Here is a 20,967-nt window from a genome sequence, read left to right as displayed (position 1 = left end):
CTCAGATCAGCCGCGCGATCTTCTCAATCTCTACGGCAGATGCGGCCATTTGCTGCATGGAGGCGGTAATTTCCTCCGTCGCTGCCGCCTGACGTTCGCTTTGAGCCATACAATCCATCAGCGTTGCATCCATCTCGTTAATGTTCTTCTTGATCATCTGCAGGATGCCGGCGATATCCTTCGCAGACGATGCGCTGGATACGGACATCTTCCGGATCTCCTGCGCGACAATGCCGAATCCACGCCCATGCTCAGCCGCATGTGCAGCCTCGATAGCGGCATTAAGGCCCAGCAGGTTGGAGTTATCCGCCACTTTCCGGATGAAATCCAGAATCTCATCTGTCTTGTGAAGCTCCTCTACAACCCTCTGGCCCAGCACCTTCAGATCGCTTACGGTGTTGGCTAATTCAGAGGCTGTCCCGGCAATCTCCTCCGAAGTGGAACTGATCTCTTCCGAAGTCACCGCCAGTGAGTTCGCCGCATAGCTCAGGGTCTCCTGATTGCTGAGGCTGATTCCTATCGTGAACACGCCCGCAACCGCCCCGTTCTTGTCCTTAATCGGGATGGAGGAGGATTTGAAAGGCCATCCGTAGATTTCCTTCGGTATGTTTGCACTGGCGGCTTCCCCTGTTTCCAGCGCTAACCGTAATCCTCCGCTTTGCGGAACCGGAGTGCCTTCTTGTATCCGGATATCCAGCTCCTTCCCTGGAAGATAATAGATGAACTTTTCCACATCCGCCAACGCGAACATTACATCAAGTGGAAATAGTTGCTGCACCAGCGGTAATGATATTTTCAAAGATTCTAGCAATTGCCCGATGTCTGTTTCACTTTGGTTTTCCATGCCTGTAACAGCTCCTACGATAACATTTTTGATTATTATAGCACATGAAAAACTATAGCAATATTAGATATCTTACCCTGAAGACCACAGAGCTGGTTTCATATTATCCTCTATGCGGAGAACCAAATATTCTTATATTTCTATCATTTTTTTTACACAAATACTTGCTACAACTAGGTTACAGTAACCAACGATTTATCCAGAAAAGCAGAAAGGGAGAATGTAAGATTTTCTCATTCAATTAACGCGATTTTATTACCGATAATGTAACGTAGCCATTTACAGATTACTTTAAAAACAGAGGAGAATGAACATATGGGGAACGTAAACAAAGCAACCAAAAAAATAGGGAACATTTCTTTAAAGGTAAAGCTTCCCTTCTTATTAAGCCTGCTGGTGGCGGTCGTTCTCTTGGCGACTTCGGTAACAGTATATCTATTCTCATCGGATTTGCTGCTCCGGAAAAGTAAGGATGAAATCAACGCAAACGGCGATCGTATAGGGGAGGGATTGTGGACGGCCATGCAGTTGCAGGAGCAGACTTCTTATGTCATTTCTGTTCATAATACTTTTAAAGAACTATTGAAGCTTAGAGCAGAAGGCTCTATTCCAGACAAAGAGTTCTTTTCATCGAAAAACCCGTATTTTGACAAAGCTAATACAATACTGATGGATAGTATAAAAGGAACACGGGGAACAGATGCCATGCTGGTTCTGGATACTAATGGAACTATTGTTGCCGGCACAAAACCTGACACGATTAGCCAGTCCAGATCCGACCGGGAATACTTTACTGAAGCGCTAAAAGGAGCCCCATTCATCAGTGATGCGATTACGTCTAAAAGCAGTAAAAAGCTAATCATAGCTTTTGCCCAGCCTATCAAAGACTTGGACGGCAAGGTATTAGGTGTGTTCGCCATGACCGAGGACAGCAGCTTCTTCACCGATAAATTGGGTAAAATCAGAATTAATGACCAAGGGACTATAGTTATTTCGAGCCGGAGCGGAATTATCCTGTACAACTCAAAGAATCCCTCCCAAACCGGGCAAAGCATTGGCGATAACCCCGGGACCAAAGCCTTCCTGGAGGATCGGGCAGCCGGAGAGATAAAGGCTAGTTCTACCGAAACGGAAGATAGTTATATCCGATTGAGCAAAATTCCGGGGGCGGATCTGATGATTACTGTATCCGATCCCCTCGACGACATTCAACAGCCTATACGCGATATGTTCCTCAAAATGTTGATCGTAACTGTTTTAGCCCTGATCATAGCCATTGGTTTCGGATTAATATTATCCCGCTGGATAACCAAACCCATTATCACATTGTCCAGACTGTTCAAACAGTTGGCTACAGGCGACTTAACCGTGGCAGCTAACGGCCGGTATGACAGTGAGTTCAAGGACTTGGCAGATAGCTTCAATGGCATGGTCCGGCAAAATAAAGAGCTCATCACCAATATGAACCATTCGATTGCAGTACTCAATACAAGCACCAATGAGCTTGAGGAGACCTCCAAGCAGACTGCTCGTTCGATTAATGAAACCTCCGTAACCTCAATGGGAATTGCCCAGGCGATGGAGCTTCAGTCCAATGACACTGAACATATCGTCGATAAGTTCTCTGGATTCAGCAAGAAAGTGGCTGTGATGAACGATAATGCGCAATCGGTCAGACAGAGAGCTGAAGAAATCGTCGAAGTCTTCCATATTAGCAATCAGGTTGTCGAGGGTCTGATCCAGATCAGTGACAAGAATGAGCAGGAGGTCCAGAAAATCTCTGCCATCACCGTTAAGCTTCAGGACAGCTCCAACAGCATCAGCAATATCACAGGAGCCATCAACCAGATTGCCACTCAAACCAATCTGCTCGCGCTAAATGCATCGATTGAAGCCGCAAGAGCCGGAGAGCATGGCAGAGGCTTTGCAGTAGTGGCTTCCGAGATCCGCAAGCTCGCTGAGCAGAGCTCGAAGCAATCGAACGATATCTATGAGATCATCCAACAAAACCTTGCCTTCGTAGCAGAAAACAATCATAGCGTGATTGAAATCAACAATATTTCCTCTGAGCAGGATGAGCTTGTAGGGCAAACCCAAAAAGCATTCCAGACCATTCTGGAGAAAGTCACAGACATAACGGTTCAAATTAAAACCATGGCTGATGAAATGACTCAAATGCAAAAGGACAAGGATGACGTTCTCGATTCGGCTCAAAGTCTCTCAGCTACCGGAGAAGAAGTCTCGGCATCGGTACAGGAAGTTACAGCTACTATGATGGAACAATCCCATACCGTTGAACAGCTGGCAGAGATGGTGGGAACGATTGACCAGCTCACAAAGAACCTGGCAGAAGCAGCCTCTAAATTCCGGGTAGAGTAAACCCGGGCAAGCAGAGCTTCTCTAAATCAGAGACCCACAAGAAGGCCCCTTTGAACAAGGTGATCTTCTTGTGGGTCTTTTGTTGGAAGGACGTAGTCTGGAAGCCGCTGTAATTTCTTCCACGCTGGCTAATTGTTCCCCAGCAGAAGCCGAGACACTCTTGATCTGTTCGTTGATTTTCTCCGATTTCTTTGGAGCTTTCGCCTAAGGTACTTATGACCGTCGATACATCAACCACATAGACGTTATTCTCGTCTCCATTGACGAGATAGCTGTCTATTTGGCGCTCTCCATAAAAAAGAGACTGATCTCTAGCACTGGCTTGATCCAGCTTAGAGAGCAGTCCTTTATAACAACACCTGTATTGTCCTTGTTAACTTATGCTTGTTTTTTTTCCGTCAAGTAGTACAAGAAGGCCAGGACCGGCAGCGCCAGCCCGATCAGTGTGGTTAATCCCCAGCCGCCATAGGCATAGGACCAGCCCCCGAGCGAGGAGCCAATAGCTCCGCCTATGAAGAAAATCGCCATAAACAATCCGTTCAAGCGTCCTCTCGCTTCGCTGCCAAGGGAATATATCGCCCGCTGCCCAAGCACCAGATTCCCCGATACCCCCATATCCAATATAATCGCTCCAACCACCAGCAGTCCCAGCGTTACTTTGGAATCACCCTGAAACAGGTAAGCCAGCAGAAAGGCAGCGGCCGCAAGTCCAAAAGCAAGACCAGTCAACGGCCTTGTCCATCCCCTGTCAGCCCATCTTCCTGCAATTGGAGCAGCAACCGCACCCGCCACACCCGCCAGAGCAAACAAAGCGATCCCTTGTTGAGTCAGGTGATAGGTATCAGCCAGCCGCAATGAAACGGTCGTCCAGAAGAGGCTGAAGGTTCCGAAAAGACTGGCTTGATACATCGCCCGGCGCCGCAGCACAGGTGTATTCTTCAAAAGCGTACCCAGGGAACGGATCAGTCCGCCGTAGTTCATTGAAGGTACAGGCTGGCGCTCTGGAAGAACACGGGATAACAGAATCGTCAATAGAGTGATCACTACAGCAGATATGGCAAAGATCGCATGCCAGCCCCAGAGGCCGGAGATGAAGCTGGCCAGCGGACGGGCAAACATAATCCCCAGCAGCAGCCCGCTCATCACATTTCCCACGACCCGGCCGCGGTGTTCTTCAGTTGCCAGATAGGAAGCATACGGTACCAGAATTTGAGCAGCTACAGAGCCGAGGCCAATAAATAGTGAGGCGCCCAGAAACAAAGATGCATTCGAAGCGAAGGCGGCCGCAACCAGAGCAACCACCACTACGGTAAGGGAGATCACGGTTAGACGGCGGTTTTCAATAATATCGCTAAGAGGCACTACGAACAGCAGACCAATAACATAACCAATCTGGGTTAGTGTCACAATCAGACCAGCAGCTCCTGATGAGAGATGAGTAGCTTCGCTGATCGGTCCGACCAGCGTTTGGGCATAATACAGATTGGCTACAATCAGCCCGCAGGATGCCGCCAGCAGAAAAGTGATCCAACCGGGGACTGCCTTACTTCCCTGTCCTTCTTGTGCATGTTTCACGTTCAACGCTCGAGTTGCCTGCTTTACCTGGTTCATGTGAATACCACCCTCCATTTAAATACTAAACGTATAGTTCATTAATTATGTTTTTATAATATACTGAACGTATAGTTTTGTAAATAGGCAATTAAAAGTTTTGTCTGTAAACTTATTCATTTGATTCATCCTTAGTCGGGCTGGCTAACTTCATGTATCCTTTTGTATAATGAACGTATAGTTTCCCCAAGTGAACCGGAATATGGCTAGGGTATATTGAAATCAGGAGGATTGGATTATGGATAAAAAAAGAGGACGGCCGCGCAACAACGAGGCTGAGGCTTCCATTCTTGCCGCATCCTATGATTTGCTGCTGGAGGCGGGGTTTGGCGCGGTAACTGTTGAGAAAATTGCGGAACGGGCGAAAGTCAGCAAAGCGACAATCTATAAATGGTGGCCCAATAAAGCGGCCGTGGTGCTTGATGGATATCTGTCCGCGGCATCTGCCAGGCTTCCCGTGCCGGACACGGGCTCCGTACAGGAGGATATTCGAATTCATGCGACGAATCTGGCTGTTTTTCTATGCAGCCGTGAGGGAAGGGTTATTACCGAGTTGATTGGAGAGGCGCAATTCGATGCAGGCCTGGCTGAGGCTAACCGAACCAGATTCTTTGCACCACGCCGCCAGGAAGCCAGGGAGCTGCTGGAGCGTGGAGTAGCCCGGGGTGAACTTAAAAAGGATTTGGATGTGAATTACAGTATTGATCTTATGTATGGACCGATATTCTACCGTCTGCTGATTACAGGGGACATGCTGAATGGGGAATTTGTAGAAAAGCTGCTGGCGTTAGCCTTCGAGGGGATTCGCGCGTAGTGATTCTTTGTCTTCTCTTGTATATTCATTAATTAATTCATCCAGCTTCATGGATTGCTTAATTACTTTCGGATGCAGCAGTCCATAGGTTGTTTCGATCTCATTCAGCTTCCTGCGCTCCGCTTCGATGCGCTGCTGAATGGCTTCCAGCTTCTTCATATACATAACCTCCCTTAGGTATTTTAGAGGGTTATGTGAAATTATAGGATGTAAGGCAAAATGCAGCATTGAATGAAAAACCGCCGGAATGCAAGGTTATACCTTCCGGCGGTTTTTGCTGTGCTATGGATTTACGGCGAGGGTGCCGCCTCTAGCCGGGCAGCCTTAAGCCTATTACTGGATTGGCTTGAGCATGATACCCAGCTTCTTCAGATAAGGGTTCAGCTCCTCGGTCAACCGGGACTGATTGTTCAGGTCAGCCTTGGTAAACCGTTCCGGATGAGTACTGCCATCCGGGTCCGTTGCTTTGGCATTAAGGAGGTTAAATTCACTGATTAATTGCTGGAACTTGGCCAGCTCTTTACCGCTGAAGGTCTGCTTCGCCTTGGCAAGCTGCTGTTCCCAGAACGTATCGGAGTCCATCTGCTTCAGCGGTTGCTGCGGTGCCCCGGTATTTACCAATTTGCTGAAATAGGGCTCAAGCTCTGCCGCCAGCTTGTGATACCGCTCCTGATCCGCAGCACTCAGCTTCTCGGGATGAAGTACTCCTGCCGCATCGGTAATCTGCAGATTGAAGCCGCCAATCTCATGCAGCAAACGGGTCAGACTTTGGAAATCCTCCTTACTCAGGCTCTGCTTCGCCTGCTGGAGCTTGGCTTCAAGCTGGTCATACTGCTCAAGGGTGCCGCCGTTTTGAATATAGTTGTCCTGTGAACCATATACGGAATCAGCCAAGTAATTGTATCCGGCATAGACTCCGGTCGGGATGATCAGCGATGCCGCTATTATCGTAGCTACGAGCCATTTCTTCATGCGTCTGCCCCCTTGTCCGGGTGAAATCCCATTCAGAATCTTCCCCTTCAGTTCCGGTGGGGCGCTCCAGCCTTCGGTTTCTGCTTGCAGCGTCCGCCGCAGGTTCTCTTCAAGACTCATGCATCTCCTCCACCTTCCCTATTCTAATGGTGTCAGCCTTTTGTTTCCGGCGCAGCTTCTGCAATGCAGCATGAATGCGGGATTTGACAGTCCCCAGCGGAATGCCGAGGATTGCTGCGGCCTCTTCCTGGGAATATTCCTGCAAATAGTGCAGAACAATGACCTGCCTCAGCTTGTATGGCAGACTGTTCACCTTATCCATGAGCATATGGCTGGACAGCCTGTCTATGACTTCACCGGCAAAATCAGCATCCGGGATTGAGGCAGTGTGCTCCGCTTTCTTTGTGATCCGGAGCTGTCTCCAGCCTTTCCTCCGATAAGCTTGAACCTGCCGCATCACCAGTCCCATCAGCCAAGGCTTAAACGCCCGGGTCCCATCATACTGCTCCAGCGAGCGGTGCAGCTCGAGATAGATATCCTGCACCACATCGTCCGCATCGGAAGGCTCGGAAACGAGGAAACGCACAGTCCGGTAGACATCGCGAACAGTCGCTTCATACAACTCCCCATAGGCTTCACGGCTGCCGGCCAGCGTGCGCGCTATGAGCTGCGAGTATTCGGTTTGCTCTTCCATCTGTCTTCCCCTCCTTCAGGCTTACACTATGTATTGGAAGGAAACGCTCAGATCGTTCGATTTATTTTTAGGATTCATTATACGGGACCACAACTGAAAACAAATAGGACCCTCCATAAATGGAAGGCCCGACTGCTCTCGTGTATGCCTATTTTCAGGTGATCCATTCGGAAGTTATCACAGCTTAATCTTCTCCAGTAAAGCAAGCAGCTGCTGTTTCTCCTCCGGTACAAACTCCGTATAGACTGCATCAAGAAGCGTTACTGATATTTCTTCGAAGATGGGCTGGAGCTCCCGGCCTTTAGGTGTAAGCGACAGGCGATGTATCCGTCCATCCAACGGGTCTTGTTCCCGTTTCACATAATCAAACCGTACTAATTTGTCAACCAATGCCGTTATCGTAGACTTGTCCTTGTCGATTGAGCAGGATAACTGGTTCATCGTAATGTTTTCCCGGGCAAACAGCTGAAACAAAATATCCCCGTGTGAAGGGGCAATTCCATGAATATTATGTTTTTTGAGCTCCCGTTCAATGAACTTGTTCCCGCGCCGGTGAATTCGGCCGATGGCCGCCAAGATATTATTCTCATTCATTCTCCCATGGTAAGTTTATACAAAAAAAGTGTCAAGCCCCTCCTGTATCCGGCACACCCAAGCGCGAATCCATCGTATCCTTTGCTGCCCACCGCCCAAACGTAACAGTCCTGACTTCTTATTGTTAACGGATCGTGGCCCCCGGGCGGATCATTTACAGTATAATTGAATAGATTGGAACTTTTAGACTCTGGAGGTTATTCTGTGAAAAAAATACTGACCGCTTCCGCCCTCGCCCTGCTAATTGCCGGATGTGCGGCAGCTCCAACTATAGATTCAATATCCGCCGCCGCACCACTCACCCTGTCTGTAGACGGCCAACCTGTTCTGCCCAAGCTTCATCCGTTTCATTCCGGGGAGATCCTGTATGTTCCCGCAAGAGTGCTGCTGGAATATTATCCGGTTGAATTGAAATGGGATAATACACGTAAAAAGCTCACCCTAACCGATAACAGCTCCCGTACGATTCTTTCACCCGGCCGTTCAGCCATGCAGGTTCAATATACGCAGACTGACGGCGGTTATGAAGACAGCCTTGAAGGGCCTGTCCTTCTGAAGGAGGGGCATGTGTATATTTCTGCTGGTGCGGTGTCTTCATTAACTGGGGCCGAAGCCAAGCTAACAGCCTCTGGTAGTGCAGTATCCATTACGTCTGGAGATGTCAGTACATCCGTGCGGGTTCCCGCTGAACCATTGGCGGTCGCAGCTGGCACTTCCGGCAAGGTCAAGCTGTATGCGGCCCGGAAGGATGGCAGTACCTATAAAGGGTTTATCCTCGAGGTGAATGGCAGAAAGCACAGTTTCAAATGGGAAGCTCCCAGACTTGGGTCTTACCCTCCGGTGCTTTACTATGCCGATGTGGATAACGACGGAAAACCGGAAGCTACAGTGGTATTCAGCCTTGGCACAGGAACCGGAATTTCCCTGGAGGGGGTCCATGTGGTCAAGCCGGAAGAGTGGAAGGAGCTTGCGGTACCGGCAGCAGAAAAGGTTGCTTCGGCAGCTGTCACCTCCAAGATCTTGCTCGACAATGGCGATGTTGTGGTCCGGCTTGAGCTTGCCGGCCCTGCTCCATCGAAGGTGACCTTGAGGCTTCCCGGCCGTGCCGGGGATGGCGGTCTGAACCATTTTGGCACACAGGTTGGGATCGGGGCAGTTACTCATTATCAAGTGGCAAATGGTAAGCTGAAGGCAGAAACCAGTGTAAATGCTGGAATTGAGGAGAGTATGGGGACATTGATGCTGGATTACAAAGCAGGCAGTGGAGGATTGAACCTGGACTCGATCCGTTTTGAACCCTACGATACTACGAAGCAGTATGTGGAAAAGGAGCAGTGAACCAATGATTGATGCCCATATTCACCTTGAGCAATATACAGATTCAGAACTGGAAACCATGCTGCATGGGCTTCCGGAGCATAACCTCCACTCGCTGGTTGCCGTCTCAATGAATCTGGACTCCTGCATCCGCACACAGGATATCGCTACGCGGTATCCGGGCCGGGTGAAACCGGCCTACGGTTTCCATCCCGAGCAGCCGGTACCGGCGGAAGAAGAGCTAGCCGCGCTAATACTGTGGATCAGTCAGCACGCGGAAAATATGGTGGCTATAGGCGAGATCGGGCTTCCCTACTATTCAAGAGCGGAAGCGCTGGAGCGCGGTGAAGCTTTCGAAGTGGAGCCTTATATGCGGCTTCTGGATGAGCAGCTTGCTCTGGCTGCCCGGCTGGACAAGCCGGTAATCCTGCATGCCGTCTATGAGGATGCCGTGACCGCCTGTGATTTGCTGGAGAAGCACGGCATCACGAGAGCTCATTTTCATTGGTTCAAGGGTCCGGAAGAAGCGGTTCTTCGCATGATTGAACGGGGTTACCACATCTCCTTCACACCGGATATTGTATATGAGCCGGAGATTCAGGCACTCGCACGGCGCTATCCGCCGGGGCTGGTCATGGCCGAGACGGATGGTCCTTGGTTGTTCGAAGGCCCTTTTGCCGGACATCCTACCCATCCGGCAATGGTTCATGACGTTGCAGCAGCCTGGGCAACGCTCCATGGATATTCCGCCGATCAGGCGAAGGCGATGCTGACCGCCAATACGGCACGCTTTTATCAGCTGTAGCCTTGGCGGCTCAATGGCCCCCCTTCGACGTTCTCATCAAACCGTCAACAAGATTCATGACAAAATAAAGTCTTCATTCAGCAGCCGCTGCTCCCGCTTCATTTAGACATAAACCAGCGTCCGGGGCAAGGTAGTGGTTGCTGCTGATATTCGTTGAACGGCTTCACAAATTCAGGGAACTGCACTTCAGTCGTTAAGGGGCAGTCTCTCCACATGAGTCAGTAGTCCGTCTATAATTTCCATACAGTAAATATCCGGCTTGGTGGTCTGCATCAAAAAATCCAACCCATATTCTCCGGCAAACTCATTCATCATCAGCGTCATCACCATGCCGTGAGTACCGATAACAATCCGCTCGTCCGGGTGATTCCGCAGAATCGCCTTCAGCGCCTTTACGGCCCGGTCTTTACAGACCCGATTGGACTCTCCGCCACCCTCCAATACAAAATCCGGCTCCTCGAACATCCGCTCCAGATATGGATATAGTTCCGGGTCCTGCAGCGTACGGTCGTCAACCGTCCAGCATTTTTCTTTTAAATCCTCAATCCTATGGACTTCTTGGCCTAGTACCTTAGCCAGTCCGGCAATTGTATCCACTGCTCTGACATAGGGACTGCTGTATAGCGTATGTATGCCTTCGTTCAGCAACCGTTCCGTTACTCTACGCGCATCCTTCTCACCCTGAGGGGACAATACGCGAGATCTTTCATTGCCCGAGGTTTTGAGCGAATCTCCATGCCGAACCATATAAATGTAAGTTGTCATTGGACCCTCCTGTAAATGAGATATGTTAAGAACTATGCTCCACTGCTGTCTGTCCCCGCTCCGGCTTGGCCTCAGGCCAAAGTAACCGGCCAAAGAGGATACCGGCGAGCCCGAGCAGCACTTGAACGACGCCAAAATCCAAGAAGATACGGCCAGGCCCGGCCATTTGGACCAGTAGCCCTCCCAGCAGAGGCGCCGCAATCATCACCACCCCGAGGATGGTGCTCTGAATGCCGAAGATACGGCCGGTCATGTGGGGCGGGGTTTCTTTTTGCAGGCAGTAATTGAAGGTCACGAAAAAGGTTCCATTCCCAATCCCCAGTACGAAGCCGAACAACAACACCCAAAGCGCAGAAGCGCCCGGCTGTAGTAGTCCGAGACCCCCAACCGATCCGCCGATCAGCACATAACCCGTACCCAGTCTCAGACCATAACGTGTTCCCGGTTTCAACTTACCCAGAAGCAGAATGACAGCTACGGCACCTACGCCGGAGGCGGCCACCATCCAGCCCAGCAGGGATTCATTCACCGGTGAGATCACCCGGAACAGGCTGGTGAACTGGAAATCAATGATCTGAATCGCCAGAGCGCCGGCAAGTCCAAATAACATCGTATGCAGCAGCAGGCGGCTGCGCAGCATAAAGCTCCAGCCCTCTTTCCACATCATACCCATTGGAACTCTCTCCGCCTGCGTCTGTGCAGCCGGGAGTTCACCTTCTGTAGGGATGTTTTTGACCGAGAGGAGAAGCAAATAGGAGCCTACCCGAAATACGGCATTCAGCAAAATACACCAATGCGGACTGAGCAGCGTAAGCGCAACACCGCCAAGCAGGGGACCGGCGATTTTGGAGCCCTGGTTCACGATACCGTTCAGAGAGGTGGCCTGAAGCAGCTGATCCTCTCTGACAATACTGCGGGTCATGGACTGCTGAGCCGGAACGTTCAGCGTGGAAATCGAAGATCGCAGCACCAGCAGCGGCAGCAGCCACACCATACCGGGTGCGAACAACACCAGTACGGTCAGGATCGCGGTAAGCAGATCGCACATGCGCATCAGCTTCAGCTTGTTCAGGCGGTCGGCAGCGACCCCGGCCACAGAGCCGAGCAGAACGCTTGGCAGCGCCATGGCTACCGGAATCAGTGCCAGCATTAGCGGACTGGCCTGCCAGCGGTAGCCGACGAGAACCTGAATCGCCAGTGTATCGAACCAGTCACCAAAAGTTGCTGTGGCGAAAGCGCTGTACACGCGCATGTATACTTTGTTGTGCAGCAGGCTGTTCCCCTGCTTCAGAGAAGTTTCCATCTGTCATTCCTCCAGGTTACATTTAGAATCATGGAACAGGATCATTCATGATCTAACTGTAACGGGGAATTGTCAGAGAATAATCAGAGGGATTTGAGCAATTGCTGCATCAGGTGCTCCAAAGGCTTCTCCATCCGGTTTAACCCGGATTGCTCCAGCTCCAGCGCGAACAAGTCTTCATATTTACGCTGCAGTTTTTTGGAGGGCGGGAACATACGGCAGAAATGGACAATCCGGTATAATGCGTAGAGCCTCAGCGGAACGAATTCTGACATCTCCAGTACCTGCAAGCCCTCATCCAGCAGATTCTCAGATTCCTGCCAATGTTCCAGCCGTAAGCTCCAAAGTCCCTTTACCACTTTATAGCTACCAATCTCCCGTAGAAAGGGCTTCTCCTGAAGGACAGCTGCAATCGCTTCGTCCACCCGGTTAAGCTTGTCATCCCCGGTTCCCGCCACGAGATGCACAAAAAGTTCCGTAATCAAGGTCACGGGAATGAAATTTTCATAACCAAGCTCAGCAATGACCTGATATGAATGTTCCAAACGCTCCACGGCCCGCTCCGGTTGTCCCGCAAGAGTGAACAAGTCCAGAATCGTGAGGATTTCCAGCTCCAGCTGATATTCAGGGTACAGCAGCTGCCGTTCAATGATCTGCTCGCAATACGCAAGTCTCTCCTTGGGATCACCAGAGAAAAAGTGGTACAGCAGCAAATAAAACAGCCGGTCCTTGAGCGGAACTTCTTCCGTGTGCAACAGCCAATCCAAATCTCCCTGTACAAAGTGAATGACCATCGAATATTCCGGGTCCAGCTCAAACCCAAGAATGTCCTGCTGGCGCGCCAATGTCAGCATGGATTTGCCTTGGCCGTATACATGAAACTTGGAGAATACACCGCGCATGGTTTCGCGCAGCTCCAAATCATTCGTTGTGGGATTGATCATTACGCCGGCTGGAGTTCCCGGCAGAGTCAGACTGTACCCGAACCCCCGGACAGTCCGAATGCCCAGGCCGCTCAGGACGGCCAGCTTTTTGCGCAGCCGGTAGATATGGTCATCCACTGTCCGTTCTACCGGGTACTCCAATGGCCATACATGATCCAGCAGCTGCTCCCGGCTGAACGTACGCCCACGGTTGCGGTACAGAAATTGCAGAAGAGCGAATTCCTTGGGCAGCAGCGTGATCGTAATCCCGCCTGCTGTGACGGTGTATTCGCTCCCGTCTAATTCAAGTTGCATAGCCGAACCTCTTTTCCAAGGATAAGTCCATGGAGGTATTATAGCTTATCCGGCCATATTGTTAATCGAATCCTGTTCAGAAAATACAGAAATATGATCCACCGTGCTGGAAGCGTCTGGAATGATGAACTTGAGATCGTATTGCTTGCCTGCCTGGTAAATGTAGATTTTATCGCTGCCATTGACCGTGGTATGATCCGGTGTGCCGAGCACTGCTTCAATCTGCTTCAGTGTCAGCTTCTGCAGATCGGCAGCACTGGAACGGACGTCAAAGATCTTGCTGCCCTTATTGAAGCCGAAGACCACATGCTTCTTACTGTATGTTGAATAGATGCCTTTACCCGCCGACTCCTTCGTATCGGGCTCGCCCCAGGCCGCTTCCACCTCGTCAATTAACCCGGTGTGTGCAGCATATTCCACACCTGGTACTTTGCCTTGCTGTGCCAGCTGTAAAAGCTCTTCAAGCAGCTTGCTGCTGTCCTCTGGTGAAGAGGCTGATTCGCTGCCTCCGCCTGCAGCATTTGGCGAAGCCGCAGACGGTACTTTCGACGGTTCTGTGGAAGGCGCAGGCGAGCTGCTTGCCTCCGGTTGTGAAATTGCCGTAGCTTCCGGGGTGGCGTTAGCTGCGTCATTATTGGAGGAGCTGCAGGCGGAAAGCCCCAATATACCAGTTAGTATTAGGATTCCGGCTGTTGCTTTGAATGAAGTGTTCATGCAGTATCATCTCCTTGGGTTGTCTGTTCTCTCTGAGATCAATCTGTTCATTCTGACGGGTGACAATCCGTAAAGGTTGCAGCGGTGGGTATTGCCGGATGACCCAGTGGAAACGGCTTTGCCGTCCTTGATTTATAGCAAGAAACATATATTCAGGAAAAAAAAGCGCCTCCCGGCTGCTGGGCAGCTCGGGAGGCGCAAGGTGATTTTATCTAGATCAAATTGGACTTTTGCAGCAATCTTTGGATCATAGCAGCAACCTCGGCTCTTGTAACATAAGCTTGAGGAGACAACTGGGAGGCACTGCGTCCGGAGACGATACCTGCCTGAATACTATCCGCAGCACTGTTCACTGCCCACTGCGAGACAATGCCGGCATCCTTGAACGGGCTTAACAGCTCAGTTGCGGTTTGAGCCGGAAGTTTGTCTTTCAATGCGGTGATCTTCATCGCCTTAGCTATGATGGTCATCGCTTGCTCCCGGGTAATCTTGTCTGCCGGACGGAAGCTGCCGTCTTCGAATCCAGTGATTAGATTGTATGCATAGGCGGTTTGGACCACACTACTGTACCAAGCCCCTGCCTTCACATCCGTAAATGGAGCTGTGCTGTTTTCCAGCTTCAGTCCAAGTCCGCGTACGATGATTGCAGCGAATTCAGCGCGTGTGATATCCGCATCGGGAGTAAATATCCCCTCTTCTGTACCGTCAATGATCTTCCGTGAACCCATGTTATTGACGATATCTTTAGCCCAGTGTCCGGCCATATCCTTGAATTCCAGTGGATTCCAGATAATGGAATAGGTACTGTTGGTTAAGCTGTTCACCTTGGCAAAATACTTTTGGTCAATCGTTGTGACCTTAGTAGGTACGTGTCTCACCGATCCATCCGGCTCAACCACGATGGCTGTTGTAATCTTCTTCGGATCCACACCCTCCGGAAGAGCCATTTCCCGTTCTACATAGGCGTTAAATTTGGAGATTTCAATGGTTTTACCATCATACTCTGCCCGCACCACAAAATTGAGCGGAGGTGCAACTAACGTGAATCCGCCTTGAACAGCCGAATTCCCTACTATTCTTAATGTATCCGCTGCAGGAGTAGCAATTTCAATTTTGATTTTAATATCCTCAAGAGCAACTGTAGTTCCGAGCTGACTTGAGATTGCATCAATATTGATTTGCCCAGCAGGCAGGGTATAGGTTGCCGTTCCACTCTTCAACTCTAATACCGCTTGCTTATTCTCCATATTCTTAATCATTTGACCATTCAACTCGCCAATAACAATATCCGATTTCAGGTTTACCGGAATTGTAATTACAGCACCCTGCCCTTCCACCGCGAGTTTCTCTTCCAGCTTGACCTGATCAATGGCTACGGTCAAGGCCGTCTGTCCATTTACTGTGGCAGTGGATACTGTTCCGGCGCTCTCCACCTTGCCATTTACAAGAATGTCAAAACCGGTGGGGGCTGGTGCCGCTGTTGGTATTGACATTGATGTTGGTGTTGGTGTTGGCGTTGGTGTTGGTGTTGGTACAGCAGGCGAAGGGTCTCCCCCTCCGCTGGATGGAGCGATTGGCATTACGGCATTCGATAAGGCTGAGGCCGTGCTGCTGCCTGCGCTGTTGACCGCTTTTACCGTAAAAGTATAAGTCGTTCCATTGGTAAGTCCCGTGACTGTAATGGGACTTGCAGTTCCATTAGCTACAATATTCCCCGGCGAGGAGGTAATCTCATACCCTGTAATCGGGCTGCCTCCGTTTGTCTCAGGCGCCGTGAAGGAAATGATCGCTTGCCCATTACCGGATACTGCTGTTACATTGGCCGGAGCCCCTGGAACTGTTTTTGGAGTGGCGCTCCGTTCGTTGGAGGCCGCACTATCACCTTCCGCATTGGTTGCTTTGACCACAAAATAATAGGTCGTTCCATTTAATAGATTCACCGCATTATAGCCGTAGACTGAACCGCTGACGGTATCGACTTCACTGCCATATGCCGAATCAGCCAGTCTTTGGAAAATCTTGTACCCTGATGCACCCTCTACCGGCGTCCAGATCAACTGCACCTGAGCATTACCGAAAACTGCGGATTGCAGTAAAGGTACACCGGGAACAGGAACCGTTGTATCGGTTACTGTAATTTCTAAATTCTGAACTGCGCCTGCGCTAAATCTGAAGGTTAAGTTCGTTGTACCTGTAGCCATAGCAGCAAGGTATTCCTTGGCAATCGTTACCGTACTACCGGACAGCGTGTAATCCGTTCCCAAAGTAAGGTTGGCTATCCCGTTGGAGATTCCGGTGAACGTATTGCCATTCAGAGTCAGTTCAACGGCCAGATCGGCCTGTTGGGTCTGTTTTTTGTCAAAAGCGGCACTGACCGGACTAATTATGCTGTTCGGTGCTGCCATGATCGTATAAGCTTCGCTCATTACCGCACTGTCTGTCATCCCCGCCTTCACGGCGATGGCCTTAATCGTCACCGCGCCCGTCACCGGGATCGCGCCGCTATACACCGCGCTGGCACTGGTCGGCGTGCTGCCATCCAGCGTATAGTAAATCGCTGCTCCGCTGGTGGCGGTGCTCAGCGCCACTGTCGTGCCTGACGCTACTGCGCCTCCCGCCGGATTGGCGGATGGTGCAGCCGCTTGCGCCATGATCGTGTAAGCTTCGCCCATTACCGCACTGTCCGTCATCCCCGCCTTCACGGCGATGGCCTTAATCGTCACCGCGCCCGTCACCGGGATCGCGCCGCTATATACCGCGCTGGCACTGGTTGGCGTGCTGCCGTCCAGCGTGTAGTGGATCGCTGCTCCGCTGGTGGCGGTGCTCAGCGCCACTGTCGTGCCTGACGCTACTGCGCCTCCCGCCGGATTGGCGGATGGTGCAGCCGCTTGCGCCATGATCGTGTACGCTTCGCTCATTACCGCGCTGTCCGTCATCCCCGCTTTCACGGCGATGGCCTTAATCGTCACCGCGCCCGTCACCGGGATCGCGCCGCTATATACGGCACTTGCACTGGTCGGCGTGCTGCCATCCAGCGTGTAGTGGATCGCTGCTCCGCTAGTTGTGGTGCTCAGCGCCACTGTCGTGCCTGACGCTACTGCGCCTCCCGCCGGATTGGCGGATGGTGCAGCCGCTTGTGCCATAATCGTGTAAGCTTCGCTCATTACCGCACTGTCCGTCATCCCCGCTTTCACGGCGATGGCCTTAATCGTCACCGCGCCCGTCACCGGGATCGCCCCGCTATACACCGCACTTGCACTAGTCGGCGTACTGCCGTCCAGCGTGTAGTGGATTGCTGCTCCGCTAGTGGCAGTGCTCAACGCCACTGTCGTGCCTGACGCTACTGCGCCTCCCGCCGGACTGGCGGATGGTGCAGCCGCTTGCGCCATGATCGTGTAAGCTTCGCTCATTACCGCGCTGTCCGTCATCCCCGCCTTCACGGCGATGGCCTTAATCGTCACCGCGCCCGTCACCGGGATCGCCCCGCTATATACCGCGCTGGCACTGGTCGGCGTGCTGCCGTCCAGCGTATAGTGGATCGCCGCTCCACTCGTTGTGGTGCTCAGCGCCACTGTCGTGCCTGACGCTACTGCGCCTCCCGCCGGATTGGCGGATGGTGCAGCCGCTTGTGCCATAATCGTGTAAGCTTCGCTCATTACCGCGCTGTCCGTCATCCCCGCCTTCACGGCGATGGCCTTAATTGTCACCGCGCCCGTCACCGGGATCGCGCCGCTATATACCGCGCTAGCACTGGTTGGCGTGCTGCCGTCCAGCGTGTAGTGGATCGCTGCTCCGCTAGTTGTGGTGCTCAGCGCCACTGTCGTGCCTGACGCTACTGCGCCTCCCGCCGGATTGGCGGATGGTGCAGCCGCTTGTGCCATAATCGTGTAAGCTTCGCTCATTACCGCACTGTCTGTCATCCCCGCCTTCACGGCGATGGCCTTAATCGTCACCGCGCCCGTCACCGGGATCGCGCCGCTATACACCGCGCTGGCACTGGTCGGCGTGCTGCCATCCAGCGTATAGTAAATCGCTGCTCCGCTGGTGGCGGTGCTCAGCGCCACTGTCGTTCCTGACGCTACTGCGCCTCCCGCCGGATTGGCGGATGGTGCAGCCGCTTGCGCCATAATCGTGTAAGCTTCGCTCATTACCGCACTGTCTGTCATCCCCGCTTTCACGGCGATGGCCTTAATCGTCACCGCGCCCGTCACCGGGATCGCGCCGCTATATACCGCACTGGCACTGGTCGGCGTGCTGCCGTCCAGCGTGTAGTGGATCGCTGCTCCGCTAGTGGTGGTGCTCAGCGCCACTGTCGTTCCTGACGCTACTGCGCCTCCCGCCGGATTGGCGGATGGTGCAGCCGCTTGCGCCATAATCGTGTAAGCTTCGCTCATTACCGCACTGTCTGTCATCCCCGCTTTCACGGCGATGGCCTTAATCGTCACCGCACCCGTCACCGGGATCGCGCCGCTATATACCGCGCTGGCACTGGTCGGCGTGCTGCCGTCCAGCGTGTAGTGGATTGCTGCTCCGCTAGTGGCAGTGCTCAACGCCACTGTCGTTCCTGACGCTACTGCGCCTCCCGCCGGATTGGCGGATGGTGCAGCCGCTTGCGCCATAATCGTATAAGCTTCGCTCATTACCGCGCTGTCCGTCATCCCCGCTTTCACGGCGATGGCCTTAATCGTCACCGCGCCCGTCACCGGGATCGCGCCGCTATATACCGCGCTGGCACTGGTCGGCGTACTGCCGTCCAGCGTGTAGTGGATCGCTGCTCCGCTGGTGGCGGTGCTCAGCGCCACTGTCGTGCCTGACGCTACTGCGCCTCCGACTGGGCTTGCTGCCGGAGCACCTACCTGCGCCATGGTTCCCGTTGTCGTCATAACCAACTGTGAGTTCCCGGAGAGAACCACTCTGCCATTCGCCTCCATCAGCGAATAGATTGCATTCGGATCAATGGAGGACAAGTCCACACCGGCATCCTGCCAGGTCGAACCGTGATCATCCGTGAAATATACCACCGGAACATTGTTACTGCCATAAGCCAGCATGTAGAGGTTGTTGCCCTTTTGCCCCATCATAGCTGAGGTTGAGTAAAAGGTGGACAAACCCGTCATTGTTGGTGAGCTCCAAGAGGTGAGATCATCACTGGTACGTGAGAACACCTCATACGTGCTAGAGTTATAACCAGTCAGAACATATTTGCTTCCGTCATACAGAACATTACTCAGGACATCCGTCTGGTTAGGATAAGCTCCTGAACGATTCGTCCAAGTCTCCCCATCCGCCGAAGTCCAAATGCTGGATGCATCTATATTACCTTGGTTATCATAGCCGTACCCCAAAGCAATAAATTGATTATTCGTATATGCAATGGAATACACCGCATCTATCGATTGCGCAGGCAGGGTAGGCTCATGCCAGGTGATACCGTCCGCCGACGTTTTTATTTTGGGAGCTCCCGCACTTGAACCGACCGCAACGAATTTCCCATTCCCAAAAGCAATGTCCGTTATAGCTGTCGAATCATTCAAGCTGCTTTGCAGCGTCCAGGCAGATCCGTCCGTCGAGGTAGCCAGCGTAGTGCTTGTCTGATTGGCCTCGCCAATCGCCACATAGGTGTTATTACCGTATGCCGCCGCCGAGAATCCGGCCACCCTTGAGGACAGTGTTACCTGGTTCCAGTTCGCAAGGTCAGCCGAGTTCCAGATCGCCCCGTCGCTGCCCATTTTCCCAACAGCAATATACTGTGATCCGCTGCCATGAACAATCTCAGTAAAAGCGCCTCCCCATTTATAGCGCCAATCCACCCCATCTGAGGAAACCATCATTCCTTCATTGCCCAAGCGAAAATATTTCCCGTTCAGAAAACGCGGGTTCTGCGTAACAAAATAATTTTTGAACGGCTGCATGGTCCATGTGGTTCCGTTCGTCGATGTGTACACTGCTCCATAGTTTGGAGATTCATAACCGAACAAGTAGACCTTCGTACCATCATAAAACCCGTTAAACATCTGATTGTTGTATTGTGAGGCATTCTGCTTAAAAGGAAGTCCCATCAGCGTATACGTGGAGAGATCCGTAGAGGTCCAGAGATAGGCATTAGGATCTGAAATATAGTAACGGCCGTTCATCCAGGACAGCATGTTGGTACCAGAGGATGCTCCTGCCGCGGTAGACGGCTGCGTCCAGGTCCAGGTGGAGCCGTTAATCGTAGAGTAGATTTTTCCGTTTGATACCCCTACGGCCAATTTGGTGCCGCTATTCCCTACAGTCACTCTGGTTACGTATGCCGTGGGGTCAATCCCTGTAGGAACGAGAGAAGTCCAACTGATCCCGTCCGCTGAGGTAAGCAGCTTCCCTTGTGTTGTCGCGTAGAAAGCACTGTTCCCATTAAAAGTGAGAAATTCAACACCCGAAATGCCAAATGTGACATTGGAGGTGCGCTGGGTCCAGTTGTTGCCGTCCGGCGAGGTCAGAATAACCCCTTCACTTCCCGTAACAACAAATAATCCGTTTCCATAAGCTGCCCCGTTAAAAGTAAAAGAATCGGGAGCCGCCACTCCTGCATAGTTAATGTCAGCTTTGGTTTTCACATTCACCCAGGTTTCCGCATCTGTCGATTTGATAATGGCCCCGTAGTAGCCGACTGCGATATACACATTGTTGCCGTAGGCCATACCAGTCATTGCATTTGAAGGCAAGCTGGTATAGCTGGAGGTTGTAAAACTGTCTGGCGCCGGACCCGCAGCATACAGATGTACCGGGCGTAAGCAGAAGAACACTGCCATTCCAAGCAAAAGCACACCAAATAGTGAATAACTCGACCTTTTGGTCCTTATTTTCATAATCGCTGCCTCCAATAATTTAATCGTTCTAAGATGAATGGGCATATAGGCTTTATGGGTTCCATAATT

The 20,967-nt window shown here is 51.8% G+C and carries 15 protein-coding genes; 4 read left to right on the top strand and 11 right to left on the bottom strand.

Annotated features, from left to right (window positions below; translation table 11 throughout):
- Position 1: 1 nt before the first annotated feature.
- Positions 2-844: a methyl-accepting chemotaxis protein gene (locus A3848_RS01775; protein ID WP_074083223.1), complete on the bottom strand. Its 843-nt coding sequence runs from the start codon at positions 842-844 to the stop codon at positions 2-4.
- Positions 845-1,159: 315 nt separating this feature from the next.
- Between A3848_RS01775 and A3848_RS01770 the strand changes: the two genes are divergently transcribed.
- Positions 1,160-3,223: a methyl-accepting chemotaxis protein gene (locus tag A3848_RS01770; protein ID WP_074083222.1), complete on the top strand. Its 2,064-nt coding sequence runs from the start codon at positions 1,160-1,162 to the stop codon at positions 3,221-3,223.
- Between the two features lie 378 nt (positions 3,224-3,601).
- Here A3848_RS01770 and A3848_RS01765 read toward each other — a convergent pair whose 3' ends face one another.
- Entirely contained in the window at positions 3,602-4,834 is a 1,233-nt protein-coding gene (locus A3848_RS01765; protein WP_083606954.1) for an MFS transporter, read from the bottom strand.
- 238 nt (positions 4,835-5,072) lie between these two features.
- On the opposite strand from A3848_RS01765, the gene A3848_RS01760 reads away from it, so the two are divergent.
- Positions 5,073-5,648, top strand: a complete 576-nt coding sequence (locus A3848_RS01760; protein WP_074083221.1) for a TetR/AcrR family transcriptional regulator — start codon at positions 5,073-5,075, stop codon at positions 5,646-5,648.
- Here the strand turns inward: A3848_RS01760 and A3848_RS01755 are convergent.
- From A3848_RS01755 to A3848_RS01740, 4 genes are all read right to left on the bottom strand, one after another.
- On the bottom strand, positions 5,622-5,807 hold the full coding sequence (locus tag A3848_RS01755) for an aspartyl-phosphate phosphatase Spo0E family protein (RefSeq protein WP_074083220.1): 186 nt from the start codon (positions 5,805-5,807) through the stop codon (positions 5,622-5,624). The genes A3848_RS01760 and A3848_RS01755 overlap by 27 nt on opposite strands.
- A gap of 174 nt (positions 5,808-5,981) precedes the next feature.
- Positions 5,982-6,740: a DUF3600 domain-containing protein gene (locus A3848_RS01750; RefSeq protein ID WP_074083219.1), complete on the bottom strand. Its 759-nt coding sequence runs from the start codon at positions 6,738-6,740 to the stop codon at positions 5,982-5,984.
- Positions 6,730-7,314 carry a sigma-70 family RNA polymerase sigma factor gene (locus tag A3848_RS01745; protein WP_074083218.1) on the bottom strand — a complete coding sequence of 195 codons (585 nt, stop codon included), beginning with the start codon at positions 7,312-7,314 and terminating at the stop codon, positions 6,730-6,732. The genes A3848_RS01750 and A3848_RS01745 overlap by 11 nt, the downstream gene beginning before the upstream one ends.
- Before the next feature lie 177 nt (positions 7,315-7,491).
- Entirely contained in the window at positions 7,492-7,908 is a 417-nt protein-coding gene (locus A3848_RS01740; protein WP_074083217.1) for a MarR family winged helix-turn-helix transcriptional regulator, read from the bottom strand.
- Positions 7,909-8,112: 204 nt separating this feature from the next.
- Here A3848_RS01740 and A3848_RS01735 point away from each other — a divergent pair, with 204 nt between their 5' ends.
- Complete coding sequence (locus tag A3848_RS01735; protein WP_074083216.1) at positions 8,113-9,246, top strand: stalk domain-containing protein; 1,134 nt, start codon at positions 8,113-8,115, stop codon at positions 9,244-9,246.
- Between the two features lie 4 nt (positions 9,247-9,250).
- Positions 9,251-10,030: a TatD family hydrolase gene (locus tag A3848_RS01730; protein WP_083606951.1), complete on the top strand. Its 780-nt coding sequence runs from the start codon at positions 9,251-9,253 to the stop codon at positions 10,028-10,030.
- A 186-nt stretch (positions 10,031-10,216) separates the two neighbouring features.
- Here the strand turns inward: A3848_RS01730 and A3848_RS01725 are convergent, their stop codons facing one another.
- From A3848_RS01725 to A3848_RS01705, 5 genes are all read right to left on the bottom strand, one after another.
- Positions 10,217-10,795, bottom strand: a complete 579-nt coding sequence (locus A3848_RS01725) for a histidine phosphatase family protein (protein ID WP_074083214.1) — start codon at positions 10,793-10,795, stop codon at positions 10,217-10,219.
- Positions 10,796-10,820: 25 nt separating this feature from the next.
- The gene (locus A3848_RS01720; RefSeq protein WP_074083213.1) at positions 10,821-12,098 is read right to left on the bottom strand and encodes an MFS transporter; all 1,278 of its coding nucleotides are present in this window, start codon (positions 12,096-12,098) and stop codon (positions 10,821-10,823) included.
- Positions 12,099-12,181: 83 nt separating this feature from the next.
- Positions 12,182-13,336, bottom strand: a complete 1,155-nt coding sequence (locus tag A3848_RS01715; RefSeq protein ID WP_074083212.1) for a winged helix-turn-helix domain-containing protein — start codon at positions 13,334-13,336, stop codon at positions 12,182-12,184.
- Between the two features lie 45 nt (positions 13,337-13,381).
- Positions 13,382-14,050: a YjgB family protein gene (locus A3848_RS01710; protein WP_074083211.1), complete on the bottom strand. Its 669-nt coding sequence runs from the start codon at positions 14,048-14,050 to the stop codon at positions 13,382-13,384.
- Positions 14,051-14,262: 212 nt separating this feature from the next.
- Complete coding sequence (locus tag A3848_RS01705; protein ID WP_074083210.1) at positions 14,263-20,898, bottom strand: chitobiase/beta-hexosaminidase C-terminal domain-containing protein; 6,636 nt, start codon at positions 20,896-20,898, stop codon at positions 14,263-14,265.
- Positions 20,899-20,967 lie beyond the last annotated feature (69 nt).

It is taken from the genome of Paenibacillus sp. P32E (assembly GCF_001909085.1).
Taxonomy (GTDB): domain Bacteria; phylum Bacillota; class Bacilli; order Paenibacillales; family Paenibacillaceae; genus Paenibacillus_AQ; species Paenibacillus_AQ helianthi.
The sequence above is the reverse complement of the archived record's forward strand: the minus strand, read 5'-3'. Positions and strand labels throughout refer to the sequence as shown.

What these genes read in the sequence shown, in the direction of transcription:
- A3848_RS01720 (WP_074083213.1), bottom strand. Translation starts at nt 12,098, where the DNA reads ATGGAAACTTCTCTGAAGCAGGGGAACAGCCTGCTGCACAACAAAGTA.
- A3848_RS01750 (WP_074083219.1), bottom strand. Translation starts at nt 6,740, where the DNA reads ATGAGTCTTGAAGAGAACCTGCGGCGGACGCTGCAAGCAGAAACCGAA.
- A3848_RS01755 (WP_074083220.1), bottom strand. Translation starts at nt 5,807, where the DNA reads ATGAAGAAGCTGGAAGCCATTCAGCAGCGCATCGAAGCGGAGCGCAGG.
- A3848_RS01705 (WP_074083210.1), bottom strand. Translation starts at nt 20,898, where the DNA reads ATGAAAATAAGGACCAAAAGGTCGAGTTATTCACTATTTGGTGTGCTT.
- A3848_RS01775 (WP_074083223.1), bottom strand. Translation starts at nt 844, where the DNA reads ATGGAAAACCAAAGTGAAACAGACATCGGGCAATTGCTAGAATCTTTG.
- A3848_RS01765 (WP_083606954.1), bottom strand. Translation starts at nt 4,834, where the DNA reads ATGAACCAGGTAAAGCAGGCAACTCGAGCGTTGAACGTGAAACATGCA.
- A3848_RS01725 (WP_074083214.1), bottom strand. Translation starts at nt 10,795, where the DNA reads ATGACAACTTACATTTATATGGTTCGGCATGGAGATTCGCTCAAAACC.
- A3848_RS01715 (WP_074083212.1), bottom strand. Translation starts at nt 13,336, where the DNA reads ATGCAACTTGAATTAGACGGGAGCGAATACACCGTCACAGCAGGCGGG.
- A3848_RS01730 (WP_083606951.1), top strand. Translation starts at nt 9,251, where the DNA reads ATGATTGATGCCCATATTCACCTTGAGCAATATACAGATTCAGAACTG.
- A3848_RS01710 (WP_074083211.1), bottom strand. Translation starts at nt 14,050, where the DNA reads ATGAACACTTCATTCAAAGCAACAGCCGGAATCCTAATACTAACTGGT.
- A3848_RS01770 (WP_074083222.1), top strand. Translation starts at nt 1,160, where the DNA reads ATGGGGAACGTAAACAAAGCAACCAAAAAAATAGGGAACATTTCTTTA.
- A3848_RS01740 (WP_074083217.1), bottom strand. Translation starts at nt 7,908, where the DNA reads ATGAATGAGAATAATATCTTGGCGGCCATCGGCCGAATTCACCGGCGC.
- A3848_RS01760 (WP_074083221.1), top strand. Translation starts at nt 5,073, where the DNA reads ATGGATAAAAAAAGAGGACGGCCGCGCAACAACGAGGCTGAGGCTTCC.
- A3848_RS01745 (WP_074083218.1), bottom strand. Translation starts at nt 7,314, where the DNA reads ATGGAAGAGCAAACCGAATACTCGCAGCTCATAGCGCGCACGCTGGCC.